Below are 21155 nucleotides of genomic sequence, written 5' to 3'. Positions count from 1 at the left end.
AGTGTTCTTATCAGCAAAACACATAGTTAAAGATTAAAAATAAATAAAGTATTTGACAAAGTCCGAAATCGTACATTATTATGATGTCCGATTTCGGACTTTAACTTTTTCGCAAAAAGAATGGAGAGAATATCATGGTCGTAAAATTAAGAGAATTTAACAATGTTATGGGACAGATTGAAGGCGCATATCATTCGGCAATAGTTTCTACGGGGCTTTCAGACAGCGAATTTGATATTTTTTATACCATAAATTCCGAAGGAGACGGTTGCAATCAAAGCCTTATATACAAATTAAGCGGACAGAGTAAAACAACCATCAATTCAGCCATCAAAAAAATGGAACAGAAGGGGCTTCTTATTCTTAGGAAGGGTGACGGAAGAAATACAAAAGTATTTCTAACGGAAGCGGGCAAGAAACTTTCAAAAAACACAGCTGAAAAGATCATTCAGATTGAGAATGAAGCGTTCAGTTCATGGTCTCCGGAAGAGCAGAAAGTATTTTTGAATCTTAACAGAAGATTTTTGGAACTCTTCATCGAAAAGAGTTCAGAGTTAATATAAAAGGAGAAATATGACAACTAAAAAACAGATCAGCATAGCTGACCACTTTGATTATAAGAAACTGATAAAATTTACGAGGCCATCCATCATGATGATGATTTTTACATCCATATATGGAATGGTTGACGGATATTTCGTATCAAACTATGCGGGAGCTGTTCCCTTTGCGGCACTCAATATCATGTGGCCGTTTCTTATGGTCATTTCCGCAGTGGGATTTATGTTTGGTTCCGGCGGCATGGCACTTGTAGCTATGAAACTCGGTCAGCAGAAGACAAAGCAGGCCAATGAGATATTTTCGCTTATCACATACGCACTGATCATTATCGGAATCATTTTTTCCATATTGGGATATATATTTGCACCTGAGGCTGCCGTACTTCTTGGTGCTACAGATGAACTTCTGCCCTACAGTATCCTGTATGCCCGGATCAACATGGCAGGAATGACAGCATTTATGCTTCAGCACCTGTTCCAAAGCTTCCTCATTACCGCTGAGCGTCCCAGGATGGGATTCTGGATTACAGTGGCAGCAGGCATCACCAACATGATTCTCGATTACTACCTTGTGGCTGTGCTTAGGATGGGACTCTCCGGTGCCGCATGGGCTACTGTTATCAGCCAGTTAGTAGGCGGAATAATACCGCTTATATATTTTCTGATGCCGAACAAAACGGTATTAAGACTCGGCAGGACAAAATGGGATGGGAATGCTATCTTACGTACATGCAGTAACGGATTAAGCGAGCTTCTGTCTAACGCGGCTTCGTCCATTGTAGGCATGCTGTATAACCATCAGCTTTTATACTTCATCGGAACAAACGGTGTTGCAGCGTACGGCGTTATCATGTATGTGAATTTCATCTTCATTGGCATATATTTCGGTTATGCCATGGGGGTTTCACCGGTCATAGGATATCATTTTGGTGCAAATAACAAGGATGAGTTGAAGAATCTCTTCAACAGAAGTATGCGCCTGATTATCACCACGGGAGTTGTGTTGACCATAATCGCGGAGTTGACCGCCGGAATCCTTGCGAAGGTTTTTGTAGGCTATGATCCGGAGCTTCTGGAACTGACAAAGAGAGGCATGATGATTTATGACCTTGCGTTTCTTATGATGGGTGTCAATGTCTTCGGTTCGGCGCTTTTCACGGCCCTTAACAATGGTAAAGTCTCAGCATTTCTTTCCGTAGTCCGTTCGGTAATCCTTGAGGTTTCTATGATTTTACTGTTGCCTATTATATTCGGGGGTCAGTCACTTTGGGCGATAGTGGTTTTGGTAGAACTTGGTTCGTTATTGCTCACTATAGTTATGATTGTGAAATACAGGAGGTTCTATAAGTATATTTGAACGAATTCTTAATGGTAAAGGATGATTCGGCATATATAACAAAATTACGTACAAAAGCTCCGAAGGGACTATCTGTTTGTTATAACAGATAGTCCTTTTTGATAGATTACAAGCATAACTCCATGTGATACGATGCTCATATAAAATTAAGGGAAGTTATAGCCATGTCGTGATATATCAGTATAGGGGAGAATAAGAACATGACCAACATTCTTGAGGACATCGCTGAACATACTAGAAAGCGAGTGGAAAAGGCAAAGAAAATAGTTTCTCCGCAGGAGATGAAGCAGAGAGCAGAGAAAATGAACTGCAATACAGGTTTTCCTTTCGAGAAAGCCCTGAAGGAACCGGGCATCAGCTTTATCTGTGAGTGCAAGAAGGCGTCACCCTCCAAGGGACTTATAGCGGTTGATTTTCCATATCTTAAGATAGCCTATGAGTATGAGAAAGCCGGGGCCGCTGCTATTTCCGTGCTCACAGAGCCGAAGTGGTTTAAGGGGAGCAATGAATATCTCCGTCAGATTGCGGAGACAGTTAAGCTCCCATGTCTCAGAAAGGATTTCACCATTGATCCCTATATGATTTATGAGGCCAAGGTCCTTGGTGCACAGATCATACTGCTGATTTGTGCCCTTCTTGATGAGGAGACCATGCGGGAATATATCAAAATAGCGGATAGTCTTGGCCTCTCTGCCATTTGTGAAGCTCATGATGAGGATGAGGTGAAAAAGGCAGTCCGTGCCGGTGCCAGAATAATCGGCGTAAATAACCGGAATCTGAAGGATTTCACTGTTGATATCCGGAACAGCATTAAGCTAAGACAGGATGTGCCTGAAGATATACTTTTTATTGCAGAAAGCGGAATCAAAACTCACGAGGATATTGCAGCTCTTGAGGAGGGTGATGTAAACGGAGTTCTCATCGGTGAGACCCTTATGAGGGCAGCTGACAAGAAGGCTATGCTTGATGAACTGAGGTACGGAGCAGTGATGGAAAGAAGCGTCAGCTGAGGCCTGTCAGAGGTCATTAAGGCGGTCATCAACATTCAATTTAACGTAAGGTATATGTTATAATTTTTCGAATAAGTTAAAAATAATCTGTGTTATACTAAAAAAGAAATAAAATTTTTTTCTGAAGCAATCAGAAAGCGAAATGAGGGGGCTAACATGTTTTGTAAAAAGTGTGGAACACAGATACCTGATGGTACAAAGTTCTGTCCGAATTGCGGAGAACCTGCAAATTCAGTGAATCTCAAGGATTTGGGACAGGGAGCAGTTGATGCAGCTAACAGTGCGTTCAACAGTGCTGAGAATGAACTTCGTAATGCGGCTCAGGATGTTGCCAATGGTTTTAATGGTAACAATGCAAATTTCAACGGTGGATATAATGCCGGAAATAACGGAAACTATGGTGGTCAGTTCCCGGGTGGCAGACTGAAGGAAGATAGAAGTATCTGGATGTATATCCTTCTTTCTATCGTGACCTGTGGAATCTATTCATTCTACTTCATTTATAAGCTTATACAGGATGTCAATATAGCAATGGCTGGTGACGGCGAAGAAACACCAGGTTTAGTAAAGTACATCCTTCTTTCTATCATTACCTGCGGTATCTATGGATGGTACTGGCAGTATTGTCTCGGAAACAGACTTGCCAGCAACGCTCCACGCTATGGCATGAATTTCCAGGAGAATGGTACAACTATTCTTTTATGGACTGTTTTAGGTTCATTCCTTTGCGGAGTAGGTCCTATCGTAGCATGGTATATCATCATCAAGAATACAAATGCTATCTGCGCTGCTTACAACAGAGCTAATGGATAAGTGATATAAAATAGTAAATGATATATTCAGGGGAGGCACTATGATGAAAAATCATAGTGCCTCTTCTCATTTAAAAGTTATCTCTGCCATAAAATATCAGAATTAAAAGTAAAAGAGATTTCGTTGACAATTATGGATGAAAGTTTTATCGTAGTCTACAAGTTAATAATTTAAACCGTTGAAGCGGAGATTAAACTATGTATGCTCCCACAGAGAGTCGGCGATGGTGAGAATCCGGCAGAACACAGCATGGCAAATGGACCGCTAAGGGCACAATGAAAAGCATTGATGGTTATAAAGCTTTTATGTATGTAAAGGTGATGAATAGCTGAAAGCAGGTTTCGCTTAAGAACAAGTGACAAGCTTACAGAGGTTTATATGTAACTGCCAGGCTTAGTATCCTGTGACGTGAGACATACGTTAGTTGTCGGAGATATGTTGGTATCTCGCAAAGCGCACGATTATATTATCGTGAAACAGGGTGGCACCGCGATTATTCGTCCCTGACAAAGTCTATTTATGTGACTTTGTCAGGGACTTTTTTTTATCCCTATTCCTTTAGGAATAGGGATGCCGCCGTAAATTTAGCGCAAAGTGAGATCTGTAATTTCAAAAAGGGTATATCCCGGAAGGAGATCAAATGATCAAGAATGCTATTGAAAAGATTGCAACACTTAAAGGAGATTTAACTTACGACGAGGCCTATCAGGTCATGACCGAGATCATGACAGGACAGACAACCCCAACACAGAATGCGGCGTTCCTTGCGGCACTTTCCACCAAGTCTACGAAGGCTGAGACTATAGACGAGATCTCGGGCTGCGCAGCTGCCATGAGAAATCAGGCCACACAGGTTCCCCATCCAGGAATGGAAGTCCTTGAAATCGTTGGAACAGGCGGAGACGGTGCTCATAGTTTCAATATCTCTACCACAGCAGCCATGGTCATAGCCGCAGCAGGCATCAAGGTCGCAAAACACGGTAATCGTGCAGCCTCATCACTGTCAGGAACGGCTGACTGTCAGGAAGCACTTGGTGTAAACATTCAGCAGGACGTTGAAAAGGCACAGAAGCTTTTAAAGGATGTAGGCATTTGCTTCCTATTTGCGCAGAAGTATCACGCAGCCATGAAGTATGTGGGACCTATCCGTAAGGAACTTGGATTCAGAACAGTATTTAACATTCTTGGACCTCTTACAAATCCGGCAAACCCTGAAATGTTCCTTCTTGGTGTTTACGACGAGTATCTGGTAGAGCCTGTTGCAAAGGTACTGGACAAGCTTGGAGTAAAGAGAGCTTTCGTGGTATACGGACAGGACAGAATGGATGAGATTTCAGCGTCGGCTCCCACAACTGTCTGTGAGCTTAAGAATGGCTACTACAGAACCACAGTTATAAAGCCTGAGGATTTCGGTCTTGAGAGAGGAAAGAAGGAAGATATCGTAGGGGGCACGGCAGAAGAGAATGCAGAGATCACCAGGGGAATATTAAAGGGTGAGATAAAGGGTACGAAGAGAAATGCTGTTCTTCTTAACGCTGGAGCTGCAATCTATGTAGGCGGCAAGGCGGATTCGGTTGCTTCGGGGATAAAGCTTGCTGCAGAGCTTATAGATAATGGTTCAGCTCTAAAGAAGCTTGATGACTACATAAAGTGCAGTAATGAGTGAAACCGGACTTGCTATGAAAGAAACGGTAATTGTAAAAAAGGCGAAAATGAGTATACCGCCGGGTTAAAACATACGGCTTTTTAAGAAGAGTGGTGACTGAAACATTCGGAACCTTGGAGGCTATATGACAAAAGTTAAAATCTGCGGTCTCAGGCGGCAGGAAGATATAGATGCCGTGAACCGGCTGAAACCTGAGTATGTGGGCTTTGTCTTTTATGAAAAAAGCAGGCGGAATGTGACGGAGGAACAGGCTATGGCTCTGAGAAAAGCATTGGACCCTGACATAATATCCGTAGGCGTTTTCGTGGATGCGGAGCCGGAGCTGATTCTCAGACTTATGAGAAAAGGGATCATTTCCATGGCCCAGCTCCATGGTCACGAAACAGAGGAATATATAGAGAAGCTGAAAAAGGAAATGGAGAAAGGCTTCGGGGAATTTGAGGATTGCTCTGTGGAAAGAGGAGAAAAAATTTCATCAAAGCCTGAAGCTGACAGTGTATCGGTTGATGAAGTGAAGCTGAGCAGAGGTTCTTCCAAAAGTGAGCGCAAAGCTGTTTCTGATGAGTCGGATAGTGAATCCGGAGGCTGTGAGTCAACACTTGGAAGAGGCTGCAGCATCATGAAAGCATATCTGGTGAAATCAGAACAGGACCTTGCAGCCACCCTGGCGACTACTGCAGACTATATCCTCTTTGACAATGGCCTCGGTTCCGGAGAAACCTTTGACTGGGAGATATTAAAAGATTTTCCGAAACCCTATTTCCTGGCAGGCGGGCTGAGTGCAGCCAATGTCACAGACGCAATAGAACGGCTTTCTCCCTATGCTGTTGATATCAGCTCGGGAGTTGAAACGGACGGATATAAAGATCCGGAAAAAATGAAATCATTTATTGATGCGGTAAGGAGAAAAAACTATGTCTGATACAAAAGGAAGATTTGGTGTTCATGGGGGACAGTACATACCTGAGACACTTATGAATGCTGTTATCGAACTTGAAGAGGCTTACAACAAATATAAGGATGATCCTGAGTTTAACAGAGAACTTATAGAGCTTTACAACGAGTATGCAAACCGTCCTTCGAGACTTTACTATGCAAAGAGACTTACGGAGGATCTGGGAGGAGCGAAGATTTATCTCAAGAGAGAGGATCTCAATCACACAGGTGCCCACAAGATCAACAACTGTCTCGGACAGGCGCTGCTTGCAAAGAAGATGGGCAAGACCAGACTCATCGCAGAGACAGGCGCAGGCCAGCACGGCGTTGCCACAGCCACAGTTGCGGCTCTTCTAGATATGGAGTGCGTTGTGTTCATGGGCAGGGAGGACATGGAGAGACAGGCTCTCAATGTCTACAAGATGCGTCTCCTCGGTTCAGAGGTGGTACCTGTAACCACCGGAACAGGAACCCTTAAGGATGCGGTTTCCCAGGCTATGAGAGAGTGGACTTCAAGAATAGCTGACACTCATTACTGCCTGGGTTCCGTTATGGGCCCTCATCCATTCCCGACAATCGTAAGAGACTTTCAGGCAGTCATCTCAAGAGAGATAAGGGAGCAGATGCTTAGGAAGGAAGGACGACTTCCTGATGCAGTCATTGCCTGCGTAGGAGGCGGTTCCAATGCCATCGGTTCCTTCTATCATTTTATAGAGGATAAGGATGTGCGCCTCATAGGCTGTGAGGCAGCGGGCAGAGGCATTGACACCTTCGAGACAGCTGCCACCATCAATACAGGCAGCCTCGGAATCTTCCATGGCATGAAGTCCTATTTCTGCCAGAACGAATACGGTCAGATCGCCCCGGTTTACTCTATTTCAGCCGGACTTGACTATCCGGGCATAGGACCTGAGCATGCATATCTTCACGACATCGGACGTGCAGAGTATGTTGCCATCACAGATGACGAGGCGGTGGATGCATTTGAATATCTCTCGAAAATAGAGGGCATCATTCCTGCCATTGAATCGTCCCATGCGCTTGCCTATGCGAAGAAGCTGGCGCCAACCATGGACAAGGACAAGATAATCGTTGTTACGGTTTCCGGAAGAGGAGACAAGGACTGTGCGGCAATCGCCCGCTACAGAGGGGAGGATATAGCAGAATGAGCAGGATTACAGAAGCATTTAAAGACCATAAGGCATTTATACCCTTTATTACTTGCGGCGACCCGGATCTCGAGACCACAAAAGCGTGCGTTCTTGAGATGGCAAAAAACGGCGCGGATATCATCGAGCTGGGCATTCCTTTTTCAGACCCTACAGCTGAGGGGCCTGTAATCATGGAGGCTGACAACAGAGCCTTGGCCGGCGGCGTGACTACAGATAAGATATTTGAATTCACAAAGGAGCTTAGCCGGGAGGTTTCGGTTCCTTTCCTTTATATGACCTATGCCAATGTTGTCTTCTCCTACGGTATCGAAAAATTCATGAAGGCAGCTTCTCTTGCAGGTGTGTGCGGACTGATACTCCCGGATGTTCCTTTTGAAGAGAGAGGGGAGTTCGATGAAATCTGTGACAGGTACGGAATAGAGCTTATCTCAATGATAGCCCCTACATCAGAGGACAGAATCCAGATGATAGCAAAGGAAGCAAAGGGCTATATTTATGTTGTTTCCTCTCTCGGAGTTACGGGAGAACGTTCAAGCATCTCTACGGATATAGGCTCCATGGTGAAGCTTGTAAAGGAAAATACTTCTGTACCCTGTGCTGTAGGTTTCGGTATCTCGAATCCTGAGCAGGCGAGAGCTATGGCAGGCCTCAGTGACGGCGCCATAGTGGGATCCGCTATCGTAAAGATAATCGCAAAGGAAGGAAAACAGGCCCCCGAAAAGGTTGGAGAGTTCGTGAAGAATATGGCTCAGGCTGTACATAGTGTTTAAATTATGATAAACTGTTCGGGTATGTGTATTTGAAAGCTGAGCTTTTAAGTGGATATTATATCAGGCTGATGTAGACATTGGCATGATACTAAAGAACAGGAGATAAGAAGCCGGAGATCAGGTTCGTGTCTGCATGTAAGACAGACACCTGCCGCAAGGATGAAGGATGGTTTTCGGCTGAGGAGGTAATATATGGCAGATTATACAGAGAGAGCCAATACAAAGCTTATAGAGGCTATCACAAGAATTAAGGAGTCTGAGGGTCAGGATCAGGAGGCTCATCAGCTTTTTGAGACTGAGCTTATGAACCATTCTGAGTTCATTATGCCGGTTATGATAGAGAACGAAGAGTCTATGGAGGACAGAAAGCTTCTCTATGCGGTTACAGCTTTAAAGGATGGTCATCCTTACTATATGCTTTTCACCAGCAAGGATAAGCTCAAGGCCTTTAACAGAGAAGGAAGAAAACTGAGAACAGTCACACATAAGTTTGAGATGATCACAGATATCGCTTATGGTGATGAAAATATCTTCGGCCTGGTTATAAATCCGGGAACCGACAATTTTATACTGGGACGTGCGATTATTACCGAGTTAAGAGCCAGATTCAAGGGCGATTCTGCCGGTACAGAGGGAGTAGAGTTCAAGGATGTTCGCGAGGACGAGGTATCCCTCGAACTTAAAAATGCGCTTATTGAGGCTATGGGAAGCGATTCCAAAATCACAAAGGGATATTTAAGAGATATGACGAGAAAAGGTCATCTTTCCTATGTGGTTATCATAGAGCATACAGGAACCATGGAGGAATCATTCCCTCAGATCATGGACATTTGCAAGAAGCATTCACATGACAGAAGTGTTGCGCTTCTTTCCACTCAGGCATCTGTTGCAGCCAAGGCTATCGAGGGAGTAGAACCTATTTACACTGCCTGATGAAAAAAATACCCTTTTTGTACTAAAATTGGGACATTGTATGTCAAGGTAGTCTTGACAAATGTATACATACCCTAGTAAAATTCATATACTTACTACAACTAAGTATTTTTTTCAGAAAGAGGTGTTGGAATGAAGCATATCATTACATTAAATACCAGAGACATGAAGAGATCAGAAGAGAAGGGCGGATGCGGTGAGTGCCAGACATCTTGCCAGTCAGCTTGTAAGACAAGCTGCGGTATTGCAAACCAGCAGTGCGAGAACAAGAACGCTTGATTATTCAGGTTCGCGAGGCCGGGGCATATTGCTCCGGCTTTTTGAGTGTATAAGTCCTTTAAAGGTTTATCCTATGACGGGACGATAAAAATCCATAATAAGCGTCATGACAGCTGCTGATAAATCCGGAGTGGATGTACGGGAAAACCGGCGGAGCATAGGGCATGACTTATGAGAGTATTGATTATTTAGGAGATTTAATGATTCATCAGTATAAATTAAATGGTTACAACATAGTGCTTGACGTATACAGTGCCAGTGTACACGTTACCGACGATCTTGCATATGATGCTATTCGCCTTATAGATGAGGGAAAGTCTTTTGAGGAAGCAAAGAAGGAACTTGCAAATATGCATCAGGATGCAACTGAGGAAGATCTTGATGATACTTTTTCAGATATCCGGGAGCTTACAGACAGCGGAAAACTTTTCACAAAGGACATTTATGAAAAGGCTGCCGGCTATTTGAAAAAGCAGACAACCGTGGTAAAGGCGCTTTGTCTTCTTGTGGCACATACATGTAATCTCAACTGCAGTTACTGCTTTGCTTCACAGGGAAAGTTTAAGGGTTCGGAAGGTCTCATGACTTTTGAGACAGCCAAGAGAGCCATTGATTTCCTTGTTGAGAATTCAGGAAACCGCCGCAATCTTGAGGTGGATTTCTTCGGGGGAGAGCCTCTCGTGAACTTCGATGTATGTAAGAAGACTGTTGAGTATGCGAGATCCATAGAGAAGGAGCACAACAAGAATTTCCGTTTCACTCTTACAACAAACGGTGTCAATGTCACAGACGAGGTCATAGAGTGGGCAAATAAGGAATGCTACAACGTGGTTCTTTCCCTTGACGGACGTAAGGAAGTAAACGACAGATTCCGTGTGAACCGTGCAGGTCAGGGATCTTATGATAAAATAGTTCCTAATTTCCAGAAGTTTGTTAAGGCAAGAGGGGACAAGAACTACTACATGAGAGGAACCTTCTCTCACTTCAATACGGATTTCACCAAGGACATCTTCCATATGGCCGATGATCTTGGATTCACAGAGCTTTCCATGGAGCCTGTAGTTACCGATGGAAAGAGTCCAAGTACTCTTACAGAGGAGGATCTTCCTGTTCTCTGCGAGCAGTATGAGATCCTTGCGAAGGATATGCTGAGAAGAGAGAAGGATGGTAAGCCTATAACATTCTACCACTATATGATCGATCTTGAGCATGGCCCATGCGTTTACAAGCGTGTATCAGGCTGCGGTTCGGGAACAGAGTACATGGCTGTGACAGCATGGGGAGACCTTTATCCATGCCACCAGTTCGTAAACGATCCTGAGTACAAGCTTGGTAATGTTTTCGACGGCGTGAGTCGTACAGACCTTGTAGATACATTCAAGGAGTGTAATGTTTACTCACGTCCTGAGTGTAAGGAGTGCTGGGCAAGAATGTACTGCGCAGGCGGCTGCTCTGCCAATGCTCTTCACGCTACAGGTGACATCAAGGGCGTTTATGAGTACGGCTGCAAGCTTTTCCGCAAGCGTATGGAATGTGCTCTTATGATGAAGGTCGCTGAGGCCGAGATGGCACAGGAACAGGAAAATGAAGCGTAAACAAAGCTTGTTTGAATATTTAAAATCATATAATGAAAAGGGCATATATCCTTTGCACATGCCGGGCCACAAGAGGCGGATGCCTGATCCTTTGTTTTTTAGGGAAGCCGGTGCCCAGGACGCATTCGCTCAGGATGTCCCCGGTGGTACTGCTCAGCAGTATGGTCATTTACCGGAATCACTGAGAACAGACACAGGTTCTTCGGTTTTTCCGGGGAATTTGATTGCCTATGATTTCACAGAGGTGGAGGGCACCGATGATCTTCATCATGCAGAAGGCATCTTGAAGGACTCCATGGAGCGTACGGCAAGGGTTTTCGGAGCTGATAAAAGCTATTATCTTGTAAACGGCAGTACCTCCGGAAATCTCATAGGTGTAAGTGCTATATGTCCGCTTAATGGAGAACTGATCGTGGCGAGAAATTGCCATAGATCAGTTTTTCATGCATTAGAGCTTAGAAATATCACCCCCCATTTTGTGTATCCTGATTTTGACAGGGACTTCGGCATCTTCGGAGGGGTTTCTCCCGAAGCTGTGGAGGAGCTGTTCCGGAAGTATCCGGGCTCATCGGGAGTTGTCATAACCAGTCCCACTTATGAAGGGGTTGTTTCGGATATTCAGGCTATAGCAGAGGTATGCCACAGGCACGGTGCGGTCCTTTTTGTAGATGAGGCCCACGGAGCTCATTTCGGACTGGTGGAGTCTTCGGGATTTCCCGAAAGCGCAGTAAAGTGTGGCGCGGATCTTTCGGTACAGTCTGCCCATAAGACTCTTATCGGTCTTACTCAGACCGCTTTTTTACATATGAAAAGCAGTCTTGTGGATGTGGGAAAGATAGAGAGATTCATAGATATATATGAGACTTCCTCACCTTCATACCCTATGATGATATCACTCGATGCCTGTACCGGGATGGTATTTGATGAAGGGGAAGAGGTCTTCGGTAGCTGGGCAGAGACCCTCAGGCTCTTTGATGAAAAGATCGCATCCCTCCGGCATTTCAGGGTTCTCTGCCATGGCGGCGATACTCCTGAGGATCACGGCTTCTTTGATTTTGATAAAAGCAAGCTTCTGGTGAACTGCCGGAACACACATCTCAATGGTGAAAGCTTCATGGAGATCATGAGGGAAAGGTTCGGATTTGAACTGGAGATGCAGCTTTCTCAAAATGCTCTTGCTATGACCGGACCGGGAGATGACAGACAGCAGATACTTAGATTTGCAGAGGCTCTTCTTACCCTTGACAGGGAAGAGGAAAAAAGAGGCGATGATTACTGGGATTGTTCGGAAGGTTCACACAGTAAATCACATGCTCTCAGTCATCAGTTGTCTTTTGATTTTTCTGATTGTTCGGAAGGTGCACTTTGTAAGCTGGAATTGCGAGAGAGTGAATCGGAGAATGAGTGTGTGGAAGGACAGGATTCCCGTGAGAATAGCTGTAGCTGTTTTGATAAGGTCGGTACAAAACAAAAGGATGTGGACCCGGAAATAAAAGAAAACTCAAGGGAAGTTCCCGGTTCCGGAACGGATTATATGAGTCTTATGTCTATAGAACTATGTCAGGCTGTCACGATTCAGCATGCTGTTGAGGCGGAAAGTGAGTCTGTGGATATATCGGAAGCTGCCGGCAGGATTTCAGCTGAGTACGTTTACTGCTATCCCCCGGGAGTGCCGCTTCTTGTGCCGGGAGAGACATTGGACCAAAGATGTGTGGCAGGACTTCTGGAACTTCTTGGTAAGGGATACAGGCTGCATTTTACAAAGTCCGGGCAATACAGCAAAGATATAGTATGTCTTAAAGCTTTTGACAAAAGATAAAAAATGCTCTTTTGTTAGAAGGATTTAACAAAATGGAGTTGTTTTGATGATATGCTTAAACCATATAAGAATACAAAGGCATAGTTTATCTATATAGCAGTTAGATATGCATCTGTGTGTCAGATATTACGTTTAAAAACGTCTTTAATTAGAGATGAGAGGTAAATCTAAGACGATTTCCATAGGTGCGCCGGGGAGAAATCCCCGGCTTTTTTAATTGTTATATAGTTGTCACGTGGGCGTTGTACTTGTAAAAAACAGATGAAGAGAGTGATGAAGAATAAGGATCACGGACTGCTGCTTTTTATTACTTCGGCGGCATGTATGAGCAGATCCATGAGCAGGCTGATCATGAAATACGGTCCGGGTTTACTTGAAAAGATGGATCAGGAAAGGCTTAGGAGTCTGATTAGTGCCGAGATAGAATCCGGCGCGGACAAGGACAGATTTTCAGCCCGTATGCTTGGATACTGTAAGCTCATGACGGACGGGAAGTAAAGGGGCATATGATACGGCAATTTTATGGAAAAACATGCAGGTCTTTCACATTTCACGCATTGCGAAATAAGACAGAGCGTAGTATATTATCTTTAACGCAGTGCGTGGAGGCGTAGATCATGAATATAGCAGAGAAAATAACAGAACTTCGTGAAAGTGTCGGTGAGAATAGATATGAGTTTTCAGAACATCTGGGGATACCGGTTCGCACATTGGAGGACTGGGAAGCAGGGCGGCGCACTCCGCCGCAGTATATCCCCCGGCTGATCGAGTACCAGCTGAAGTATGAGGAACTGGTAAAGAAGGGAAAGAAAGGTTAAACGCATCGATTTCGATACGTTTAAACCCCTCGAATTCGAGGGGTTTAGAGGCGAGGCGGGGTTACATGCATTTACAATGTCACCATCAAAGTGGATTGAGGGAGTAAATGCTATTGGAATAGTCTCTAAAGCGGGAAGATATGGTGGAACATATGCTCACTCGGACATAGCACTTGAATTTGCATCATGGATATCAGCTTCATTCAGGTTGCTTGTTGTTAAGGACTACCAGCGCCTAAAGAAAGATGAGAACAGCCGTCTGTCGCTTAACTGGAATCTCAATCGTGAGATAGCCAAGCTTAATTATCGCATACATACTGATGCAATAAAGGATCACTTAATTCCACCGGAGCTTACGCCGGAGCAGATCGGATACAAATACGCAAATGAAGCCGATATGTTGAATGTCGTATTATTTGGTAAAACCGCAAAACAGTGGAGAGACGCTAATCCCGGAAAAAAAGGGAACATCAGAGACGAGGCTAACCTTAACCAGCTCCTTGTGCTTGCAAATATGGAAAGCTATAATGCGATACTCATAGGTCAGGGCAAAACCATGTCCGAGCGTATTGTGCTACTGAGAGAGCTTGCAGTTAAACAGATGGAGACACTTTCCATGGTAAACATGGATAATCTCAAGCGACTGCCGGGAAGTGATTCCGAGTGAAGAAGCAAAGGAAATGCTATATCTACACCCGTGTATCTACGGCGATACAGGTGGACGGATATAGCCTGGATGCGCAGAAAGATAAACTGCGGAAATATGCCGAATATCAGGATATGACTATCGTTTCCGAGTGTTCGGACGAGGGCTTCTCCGGCAAGAATATCAAGGGCAGACCGGAATTCACGAGGATGATGGAGAAGATCGAGAGCGGTGAGGATGGCGTGGATTTCGTTCTGGTGTTTAAGCTATCTCGTTTCGGTCGCAATGCCGCCGATGTGCTGAACTCCCTTCAGACTATGCAGGATTATGGCGTGAACTTAATCTGCGTGGAAGATGGTATATATTCCTCAAAGGATGCCGGTAAGCTCATGATATCCGTCCTGTCAGCCGTTGCCGAGATGGAGCGTGAAAATATCCGCACTCAGACCATGGCAGGCCGTGAGCAGAAAGCCAAGGAAGGTAAGTGGAACGGCGGATTCGCGCCCTACGGATATACACTTATTATTGGGGGGAGTCATGTCTACTAAAGAGAAAATACTGGATGCGGCAGTAATGTAAAGTCAACTCGGCAATCAAAAAAATGAATGAATGTTATTCATTGACATCCGGACACTTCTGTGTTAATATGCAGAAAGTGAAACACAGTAAGGAAGGATGTACATGAGAACCGTAAAAGACCCGGACACCAGAAAGCAGGAGATTCTATCGGGAGCTCTTTTGGTATTTGCCCGAAAAGGATATGATAAGACCACGATTTCCGATATAGCAAGGGAACTGGGAATCTCACAGGGACTTTGTTACAGATACTATGCATCAAAAGAAGAGATATATGATGCAGCAGTTGAAGAGTATGCGGATATTATCGTGAGAGCTAACTTGAAGAGATTTGACAGCAAGGGCAAAACTTTGAAAGAGAAGATCCGGTCATTTTCTGGAAGTCTGAAAGAGTACCGTGAGCCTGAGAAGGATAACGAGCTTTTATATAGTCTCTTCCATAGTGAGGGAAGTCAGAAGATGCATGATCAGCTTATGATAAAGACAGCAGCTAAGCTGGTACCTCATATTAAGAAGGAGCTGGAGAAGGCCCGGGATGCCGGTGAAATAAACATATCGGATATCGATGCGCTATCCTATTTCTTTGTATACGGACAGCTGGGAATGTTGCTTGAGCATGGAAGTGAAAAGGATTGCGGTAAAAGAATAAAGGATACATTAATTGAAATATTGAATTTGTAAGACAAACCCCTGATACAATTGTTTCAGGGGTAAAAATAAACAATACAAATGAATGAAATTCATTCAGAGAAAGGGAAAACAATATGAAAACAGTCATTATCTACGAATCCAAACATCATGGAAACACAAAGAAGGTCTGTGACCGCGTGGCAGCAGAATGTCAAGTGGAACTAATAGAGGCCGGGAGCGTGGGAGCGGATTTCAACTGGGAGGATTATGACCTGATGGGCTTTGCATCGGGGATAGCATATTCCAAGTTTTACGATTCGGTAAGCCGTGTGGCAGAACAGATTCCAGCGGGGAAGAGGACTTTCTTTATCTATACCTGTGCAAAGAACGATAAGGATTTTGCCGCTAAGATTAAGAAGGTCGTGGAAGAGCGAGGAGCCAAGTGCCTTGGAACATACGGATGTCGTGGTTTTAACACATATGGACCATTAAAGTTGATCGGAGGAATGAATAAGTCCAATCCCAATGAGGATGAGCTTAAGGCAGCAGTAGAATTTGTAAAGAAGGTGGAAAAGACTTATGAAAAGTAAAGTAGATTTTATAAACGAAAACACAACAAGAGCTCTAATGAAGCTCTTTATACCCCTTATGCTTGCCATGACACTTACCATGGCATACAGCATGGTTGACAGCCTGTGGGTAGGAAATCTCCTGGGGGAGGCAGGTATGTCTGCACTTACGGCAAGTACAGCTATTGTCCTTATTATGAATTCCTTATCAATGGGGGTTGGTAACGGAGTATCGGTTATGATTGCCCAACGTGTCGGAGCAATGGACACAGTGGGAGTAAAAAGAGCCGCCGCCGTTGTTATGATAGTTTCTCTGTTTTTTTCCGGAGCGATATGCCTTGTGGGAGAACTTGCATCTGAGTATCTTCTGACAGCAATGGCTACGCCTGCAGAGGTACTTACTGAAGCGGTCTCTTATCTGAGACTCTATCTTATTGGAAATGTTGCTCTCTTTTTATACATGCAGTTTACATCTATATTCAGGGCCTTTGGAGACTCGGTTTTCCAGATGAAAGGAATGCTTATGACGGTGATAGTTAATGCTATCCTTGATCCCATAATGATTAACTGGTGGGGATTTAATGGGGTGGCCATAGCAACAGTGATATCGGAGTTTGTTTGCCTTGCATACGCGTTTGCTTATCATTACAAAAAGAAATGGTTCTCATTTGATTTTAAGGCAATGACATGGGAGGATGTAAAAACCATGGGCAGGCTATGTGTTCCGACTTCCATACAGTCTATTATGCCGGCATTAAGTTCCGCGGTTATGATTACATTTGTTAATCCCTTCGGACTGACAGCCCTTGCCGGATATGGAGTGGTAAGGAATCTTGAACTTATTATGTTTATGCCCACCAATGCCATGTCAATGGCTGTTACCTCTATAGTCGGTCAATGTAAGGGCGCAGGTCGTATAGACCGGGCCGGTGATTATTGTAAAAAAGCCATGCTTACCGGGGGAGTTCTGATTGGCTTGGTAAGCGCCCTTGTCATCTGCACAAGTCCCATGCTTAGCGGATGCTTCGGCCAGGGAGCAGAGGTTGGCGTTATAGTTGCAGAGTTCTTCCATATTGTCAGCATCGGATACGTATTATATATGCTTACAAGCTGTATTCAGGGATATATTACCGGAATTGGAAGACCGGAGAGGGCTATGCTGTTGCTTATTGCGTATTACATTATATTCAGGGTGCTGCCAGCTTTGATGCTAAAGCATATATTCGGACTGTCGGGAATATGGTTTGCTTTTCTTGTAAGCCACATTCTAGCAAGCGTATTGGCATTTGTAATGTTACATACTATAAAGAACTTCTCCAGGAGCAGAACAAACAGGAACGAAAGGTCAGAAGCCGGGAGCAGAAAGTGGCTGAGGAGCAGAGACTGTTTGAGCTGAAACAGATGAAGAAGCGATCTGCTTGTATTCAGTTTTCCCTTGTATGCATACGGGATGCTGGGAAAAAAAGGAATTGACAAAAATAAACGGTCGTTTACAATAACAGTAAACGACCGTTTATTTTGATGTTTAACAAGAGGAGAATTTATGAAGACAACAAAGGAAGATATATTACTTACATCATTACATTTGTTTGCGGAGAGTGGCTTTGATGCGGTTTCTACAGGCATGATAGCTGAGCAGCTGGGCATTACAAAGGGTGCACTCTACAGACACTACAAGAACAAACAAGAGATATTCGACAGCATAGTTCAACGGATGTTTGAGAAGGATGCGGAAAGAGCCGAGGAAGATTCCGTTCCCGAAGAGAAATATGAAAAGAATCCGGGTAAATATGAGGAAGTAAGCTTCAAGGATTTCTGTGATTATGTGGTCAACCAGTTTGAGTATTGGACAAAAGATGAATTCGCTTCAAGCTTTAGAAGAATGATTACTATAGAACAGTTCAAGAGTCCCGAGAAGATGAAGTTGTACCAGGATGTGATAGGACGTGGGCCAATAGACTATTCGGAGGACATTTTCAGGGAAATGATAAAGCGGGGAGTTCTTAATAAAGATGCCGAGAAGACAGGCCCTAGGAAGCTTGCGGTGGAATTCTATGCGCCCCTTAAACTCTCCATCGACCTTTCCGATGGGGGTGGAGATTATAACAAGCTAAAGAAGAACCTAAAGGAGATTACAGATGGTTTCAAAGAAAGATACTCGGCCTAAAGAGGCCGTTTTAGAAAGAGCCAGAGTTATTGCTCTGGACAGGGATATATACAAAGTAAAAACAGAAACAAAAGAATTAAAGGCAGAGGTCTCGGGGAGATTTCGATATGAGACAAGTTCGGTATCTGATTTCCCGGCGGTAGGAGACTATGTTCTTGTGGAGTCCGGCCGGGACAGACCGTGGCATTCCTAGGCTCCTCCGGAGTGGGGAAATCTACCCTGATTAACCGGCTTCTCGGGGATAACAAAATAAAAACACAGGGCCTTCGTAATGACGACAAGGGAAGGCACACCACCACAGGCAGAGAACTTATGGAACTTCCCAACAAAGCATTCGTAATTGACACTCCCGGAATGAGAGAATTGGGCATGTGGGATAGTGAGGAAGGAATAGAGGTGGCATTTCCCGAGATTGAGGAGCTTAAAGCAGGGTGCCGTTTTTCCGATTGCTCTCACACCAATGAGCCGGGCTGTGCCATAAGAAGGGCAATACGTAATGGAGAACTGTCGGAAGACAGGCTGGCCTCATACTTAAGACTCAAAAGGGAGAATGAGTACATGGCTAACGGCAGTAGCTATCTTCAGGCAAAGAAATTAAAGTTCAAAGAGATATCAAAGATTAACAAACATTCGAAAATGAAAGGATAAAGAAATGAATACAAAAGAATTCACAATACGATTAGAAAGAAAAGAAGAACAAAGAGAGGTTGAAAACCTTGTAAGGGAGTCCTTCTGGAACGTGTATCGCCCGGGATGCAGTGAGCATTATGTGATACATGTCCTTAGGGATGATCCTGCTTTTGTAAAAGAACTTGATTTTGTCATGGAGAAAGACGGCAAGCTTATCGGTCAGAACATATTTATGAAAACTACCATTGAGGCAGATGATGGAAAGACTATCGACGTTCTTACAATGGGACCGATCGGCATAACTCCTGAGCTTAAAAGAAAAGGATATGGCAAGGCAATCCTGGATTACTCTCTTGAAAAGGCTGCAGAAATAGGCTTTGGGGCAGTGCTTTTTGAAGGGAATATTGGTTTCTATGGACACAGCGGCTTTGACTATGCCAGCAAGTTCGGAATCAGATACCATGACCTTCCGGAAGATGCTGATTCTTCATTCTTCCTGTGCAAGGAGCTGATTCCTGGATATCTTGATGGGATCACCGGTGTGTACCAGACTCCAAAGGGCTACTATGTTGAAGATGCTGATGTTGAAGAGTTTGATAAGAACTTTCCGCCAAAAGAAAAGCTTAAGCTGCCCGGACAGATTTTTGAGTAAACTATAAGGAAGAATGTGATTCGCAGAATTTCATAAAAAATAGGGATTGAAGTATAAAAACACTTTGTAGAATGAAGGTATCGAGCGCTCGATGAGATCAAATTAAGGAGGTTCACAAGATGAACGAGATAAAAATTTGTCCCATCGGAAAGATTGTTAATGGAAGTGAAATTAAGATTGTCCTAGACCAAAAGTATGCAGAAGCATTAAAGGGGCTTGATGGCTTTAGCCATGTTCAAATCCTTTGGTGGATGGGTGGCTGTGATAATGAAGACGACCGCAATGTAGTGGTAGAGGAGAAGCCATATAAAAATGGACCGGATGAAATATGAGCTAAATAAATAAGTGTAAAGCAGGCTCAAATAAGCGTGTTTGGGTCTGCTTTTACATATGAATGATATGGTAGCTTCCGGAATAGTATTGGCTGTTCTGGGATTTTACACATATGGAATTCTATGAGAGGCTTGGCTTCAGGAAGAAATATCATTATTCATTTTTCTGGAAAAAGGATGGCAAGTAAGGAGATACATGATAAAAATAGAGACGGAAAGGCTGCTCCTGCATCCGATATCAGATGAGGAAATGCAGAAGATTATAGATGACGAGAAAAATCCGGAAATGCAGAAGGCATATTCAGAGATGCTTCAAGGATGCCTTGATAACCCGGAAGACAGAGTATGGTTTGCAACCTGGAATATGGAACTCAAGAACGATTCCCAAACTATCGTGGGAGACCTCAGCTTCAAAGGAATCACAGATGACGGAATGGTAGAAATAGGCTATGGCCTTAAGGAAGGCTACTGTGGGAATGGATATATGACTGAGGCAGTAAGGGCTATAACTGAATGGGCATTATCCCAGAACAAAGTATCACGAGTCGAGGCGGAAACTGATCCGGACAATCTGCCATCAAAGAGGATACTGGCTAATGTTGGATTTGTTCCAACCGGTGAAGTGGGGGAGGAAGGACCAAGATTCGTCTTAGAGAAGAAAATAACCGTGTGTGGAAAAGAATACCGGATCATTAAACTTCTTGGACATGGAAAGGGAGGCTATTCATATCTTGCAGACCAGGATGGACAGAAGGTGGTCTTAAAACAAATGCATCATGAGCCATGCGATTATTATACCTTCGGGAATAAGATACAGGCTGAGAAAAATGACTATGAACGCATTACAAATGCTGGAATAAGAGCCCCGAAGATGTTGGCTATAGATGAAGAAAATGAGCGGATTGTTAAGGAATATGTTGATGGGAAAACGATTTTTGACTTAATCCTAGAAGGGACTTCAGTAGAACAATTTTTGCTGCAGGTACGTACAATGGCGAAGAAGGCATTTGAGGTTGGGCTGAATATTGATTATTTTCCTACTAATTTTGTTATTCAGGATGGACTGCTATGGTATGTCGATTATGAATGCAATGACTACATGGCAGAATGGAACTTTGAAAACTGGGGAATCCGGTACTGGTCAAGAACACCGGAATTTGAGGAGTATTTGAGAGAATTGAAAATGGGAAGATATCGGCAGCGAAGGTGCCGGAGGTAAAGTTTC

At 43.9% G+C, this 21155-nt stretch carries 23 protein-coding genes and 2 pseudogenes; all 25 read left to right on the top strand.

The features are described 5' to 3' along the window. Positions 1 to 134: 134 nt before the first annotated feature. The 25 genes and pseudogenes from T515_RS08140 (at position 135) to T515_RS18295 (ending at position 21149) form a co-directional block, all read left to right on the top strand. The gene (locus T515_RS08140) at positions 135 to 563 is read left to right on the top strand and encodes a MarR family winged helix-turn-helix transcriptional regulator (RefSeq protein WP_036609662.1); all 429 of its coding nucleotides are present in this window, start codon (positions 135 to 137) and stop codon (positions 561 to 563) included. 10 nt (positions 564 to 573) lie between these two features. Beyond that, positions 574 to 1917: an MATE family efflux transporter gene (locus T515_RS08135; protein WP_036609660.1), complete on the top strand. Its 1344-nt coding sequence runs from the start codon at positions 574 to 576 to the stop codon at positions 1915 to 1917. 200 nt (positions 1918 to 2117) lie between these two features. Further along, positions 2118 to 2927, top strand: a complete 810-nt coding sequence (gene trpC / locus T515_RS08130; protein ID WP_036609658.1) for an indole-3-glycerol phosphate synthase TrpC — start codon at positions 2118 to 2120, stop codon at positions 2925 to 2927. Between the two features lie 156 nt (positions 2928 to 3083). Further along, positions 3084 to 3740 (top strand): DUF4234 domain-containing protein, encoded by a 657-nt coding sequence (locus tag T515_RS08125; protein WP_036609656.1) that lies wholly within the window; start codon positions 3084 to 3086, stop codon positions 3738 to 3740. A gap of 640 nt (positions 3741 to 4380) precedes the next feature. Next, complete coding sequence (gene trpD, locus T515_RS08120) at positions 4381 to 5406, top strand: anthranilate phosphoribosyltransferase (RefSeq protein ID WP_036609654.1); 1026 nt, start codon at positions 4381 to 4383, stop codon at positions 5404 to 5406. A gap of 124 nt (positions 5407 to 5530) precedes the next feature. Continuing rightward, on the top strand, positions 5531 to 6328 hold the full coding sequence (locus tag T515_RS08115) for a phosphoribosylanthranilate isomerase (RefSeq protein WP_036609652.1): 798 nt from the start codon (positions 5531 to 5533) through the stop codon (positions 6326 to 6328). After that, entirely contained in the window at positions 6321 to 7511 is a 1191-nt protein-coding gene (gene trpB, locus T515_RS08110; RefSeq protein WP_036609650.1) for a tryptophan synthase subunit beta, read from the top strand. The genes T515_RS08115 and trpB overlap by 8 nt, the downstream gene beginning before the upstream one ends. Then, the gene (trpA, locus tag T515_RS08105) at positions 7508 to 8284 is read left to right on the top strand and encodes a tryptophan synthase subunit alpha (RefSeq protein WP_036609649.1); all 777 of its coding nucleotides are present in this window, start codon (positions 7508 to 7510) and stop codon (positions 8282 to 8284) included. The genes trpB and trpA overlap by 4 nt, the downstream gene beginning before the upstream one ends. 192 nt (positions 8285 to 8476) lie before the next feature. Further along, entirely contained in the window at positions 8477 to 9217 is a 741-nt protein-coding gene (locus T515_RS08100; RefSeq protein WP_036609647.1) for an enhanced serine sensitivity protein SseB C-terminal domain-containing protein, read from the top strand. A gap of 132 nt (positions 9218 to 9349) precedes the next feature. Then, a complete protein-coding gene (scfA, locus tag T515_RS17110) occupies positions 9350 to 9496 on the top strand; it encodes a six-cysteine ranthipeptide SCIFF (protein WP_078036943.1) in 147 nt (48 codons plus the stop codon). A 200-nt stretch (positions 9497 to 9696) separates the two neighbouring features. Next, positions 9697 to 11091: a thioether cross-link-forming SCIFF peptide maturase gene (gene scfB / locus T515_RS08095; RefSeq protein ID WP_036609645.1), complete on the top strand. Its 1395-nt coding sequence runs from the start codon at positions 9697 to 9699 to the stop codon at positions 11089 to 11091. A gap of 79 nt (positions 11092 to 11170) precedes the next feature. After that, a complete protein-coding gene (locus T515_RS08090; protein ID WP_051671564.1) occupies positions 11171 to 12910 on the top strand; it encodes an aminotransferase class I/II-fold pyridoxal phosphate-dependent enzyme in 1740 nt (579 codons plus the stop codon). A 273-nt stretch (positions 12911 to 13183) separates the two neighbouring features. Then, the gene (locus T515_RS08085; RefSeq protein ID WP_036609644.1) at positions 13184 to 13408 is read left to right on the top strand and encodes a hypothetical protein; all 225 of its coding nucleotides are present in this window, start codon (positions 13184 to 13186) and stop codon (positions 13406 to 13408) included. Between the two features lie 119 nt (positions 13409 to 13527). After that, positions 13528 to 13728 carry a helix-turn-helix domain-containing protein gene (locus tag T515_RS08080; RefSeq protein WP_027429035.1) on the top strand — a complete coding sequence of 67 codons (201 nt, stop codon included), beginning with the start codon at positions 13528 to 13530 and terminating at the stop codon, positions 13726 to 13728. A gap of 19 nt (positions 13729 to 13747) precedes the next feature. Beyond that, positions 13748 to 14395: pseudogene (locus T515_RS08075) on the top strand (KilA-N domain-containing protein); the annotation flags it as partial. After that, positions 14392 to 14904 (top strand): annotated as a pseudogene (locus T515_RS08070) (recombinase family protein); the annotation flags it as partial. The pseudogenes T515_RS08075 and T515_RS08070, both read left to right, overlap by 4 nt. Positions 14905 to 15055: 151 nt before the next feature. Continuing rightward, a complete protein-coding gene (locus T515_RS08065) occupies positions 15056 to 15631 on the top strand; it encodes a TetR/AcrR family transcriptional regulator (RefSeq protein WP_036609637.1) in 576 nt (191 codons plus the stop codon). Between the two features lie 83 nt (positions 15632 to 15714). Further along, positions 15715 to 16170 (top strand): flavodoxin domain-containing protein, encoded by a 456-nt coding sequence (locus tag T515_RS08060; RefSeq protein WP_036609635.1) that lies wholly within the window; start codon positions 15715 to 15717, stop codon positions 16168 to 16170. Next, on the top strand, positions 16160 to 17545 hold the full coding sequence (locus T515_RS08055) for an MATE family efflux transporter (protein WP_051671563.1): 1386 nt from the start codon (positions 16160 to 16162) through the stop codon (positions 17543 to 17545). Before T515_RS08060 ends, T515_RS08055 begins: the two co-directional genes overlap by 11 nt. A 147-nt stretch (positions 17546 to 17692) precedes the next feature. Further along, positions 17693 to 18316 carry a TetR/AcrR family transcriptional regulator gene (locus T515_RS08050; RefSeq protein ID WP_036609633.1) on the top strand — a complete coding sequence of 208 codons (624 nt, stop codon included), beginning with the start codon at positions 17693 to 17695 and terminating at the stop codon, positions 18314 to 18316. Next, the gene (locus tag T515_RS17590; protein ID WP_036609631.1) at positions 18288 to 18509 is read left to right on the top strand and encodes a hypothetical protein; all 222 of its coding nucleotides are present in this window, start codon (positions 18288 to 18290) and stop codon (positions 18507 to 18509) included. Before T515_RS08050 ends, T515_RS17590 begins: the two co-directional genes overlap by 29 nt. Next, the gene (gene rsgA / locus T515_RS08040; RefSeq protein ID WP_051671562.1) at positions 18497 to 18964 is read left to right on the top strand and encodes a ribosome small subunit-dependent GTPase A; all 468 of its coding nucleotides are present in this window, start codon (positions 18497 to 18499) and stop codon (positions 18962 to 18964) included. The genes T515_RS17590 and rsgA overlap by 13 nt, the downstream gene beginning before the upstream one ends. Before the next feature lie 4 nt (positions 18965 to 18968). Further along, a complete protein-coding gene (locus T515_RS08035) occupies positions 18969 to 19598 on the top strand; it encodes a GNAT family N-acetyltransferase (protein WP_036609629.1) in 630 nt (209 codons plus the stop codon). A gap of 119 nt (positions 19599 to 19717) precedes the next feature. Further along, positions 19718 to 19930, top strand: a complete 213-nt coding sequence (locus tag T515_RS08030) for a hypothetical protein (protein ID WP_051671561.1) — start codon at positions 19718 to 19720, stop codon at positions 19928 to 19930. A gap of 196 nt (positions 19931 to 20126) precedes the next feature. Then, the gene (locus T515_RS18295; RefSeq protein ID WP_081832731.1) at positions 20127 to 21149 is read left to right on the top strand and encodes a GNAT family N-acetyltransferase; all 1023 of its coding nucleotides are present in this window, start codon (positions 20127 to 20129) and stop codon (positions 21147 to 21149) included. The last annotated feature ends 6 nt before the right edge of the window (positions 21150 to 21155 follow it).

Origin of the sequence: Oribacterium sp. P6A1 (assembly GCF_000702885.1) — a bacterium.
Lineage (GTDB): Bacteria > Bacillota > Clostridia > Lachnospirales > Lachnospiraceae > Oribacterium.
Note: the sequence above shows the minus strand (reverse complement) of the source record. Positions and strands in the feature narration are given on the sequence as shown.

Coding starts and splice junctions, on each gene's coding strand:
- T515_RS08090 (WP_051671564.1), top strand. CDS start 11,171: ATGCCTGATCCTTTGTTTTTTAGGGAAGCCGGTGCCCAGGACGCATTC.
- trpC (WP_036609658.1), top strand. CDS start 2,118: ATGACCAACATTCTTGAGGACATCGCTGAACATACTAGAAAGCGAGTG.
- T515_RS08100 (WP_036609647.1), top strand. CDS start 8,477: ATGGCAGATTATACAGAGAGAGCCAATACAAAGCTTATAGAGGCTATC.
- T515_RS08055 (WP_051671563.1), top strand. CDS start 16,160: ATGAAAAGTAAAGTAGATTTTATAAACGAAAACACAACAAGAGCTCTA.
- T515_RS08030 (WP_051671561.1), top strand. CDS start 19,718: ATGAACGAGATAAAAATTTGTCCCATCGGAAAGATTGTTAATGGAAGT.
- T515_RS08140 (WP_036609662.1), top strand. CDS start 135: ATGGTCGTAAAATTAAGAGAATTTAACAATGTTATGGGACAGATTGAA.
- T515_RS08135 (WP_036609660.1), top strand. CDS start 574: ATGACAACTAAAAAACAGATCAGCATAGCTGACCACTTTGATTATAAG.
- T515_RS08035 (WP_036609629.1), top strand. CDS start 18,969: ATGAATACAAAAGAATTCACAATACGATTAGAAAGAAAAGAAGAACAA.
- T515_RS08050 (WP_036609633.1), top strand. CDS start 17,693: ATGAAGACAACAAAGGAAGATATATTACTTACATCATTACATTTGTTT.
- T515_RS08065 (WP_036609637.1), top strand. CDS start 15,056: ATGAGAACCGTAAAAGACCCGGACACCAGAAAGCAGGAGATTCTATCG.
- T515_RS17590 (WP_036609631.1), top strand. CDS start 18,288: ATGGTTTCAAAGAAAGATACTCGGCCTAAAGAGGCCGTTTTAGAAAGA.
- scfB (WP_036609645.1), top strand. CDS start 9,697: ATGATTCATCAGTATAAATTAAATGGTTACAACATAGTGCTTGACGTA.
- scfA (WP_078036943.1), top strand. CDS start 9,350: ATGAAGCATATCATTACATTAAATACCAGAGACATGAAGAGATCAGAA.
- T515_RS08125 (WP_036609656.1), top strand. CDS start 3,084: ATGTTTTGTAAAAAGTGTGGAACACAGATACCTGATGGTACAAAGTTC.
- trpB (WP_036609650.1), top strand. CDS start 6,321: ATGTCTGATACAAAAGGAAGATTTGGTGTTCATGGGGGACAGTACATA.
- T515_RS08115 (WP_036609652.1), top strand. CDS start 5,531: ATGACAAAAGTTAAAATCTGCGGTCTCAGGCGGCAGGAAGATATAGAT.
- trpD (WP_036609654.1), top strand. CDS start 4,381: ATGATCAAGAATGCTATTGAAAAGATTGCAACACTTAAAGGAGATTTA.
- T515_RS08060 (WP_036609635.1), top strand. CDS start 15,715: ATGAAAACAGTCATTATCTACGAATCCAAACATCATGGAAACACAAAG.
- T515_RS08080 (WP_027429035.1), top strand. CDS start 13,528: ATGAATATAGCAGAGAAAATAACAGAACTTCGTGAAAGTGTCGGTGAG.
- trpA (WP_036609649.1), top strand. CDS start 7,508: ATGAGCAGGATTACAGAAGCATTTAAAGACCATAAGGCATTTATACCC.
- T515_RS18295 (WP_081832731.1), top strand. CDS start 20,127: ATGATAAAAATAGAGACGGAAAGGCTGCTCCTGCATCCGATATCAGAT.
- T515_RS08085 (WP_036609644.1), top strand. CDS start 13,184: ATGAAGAATAAGGATCACGGACTGCTGCTTTTTATTACTTCGGCGGCA.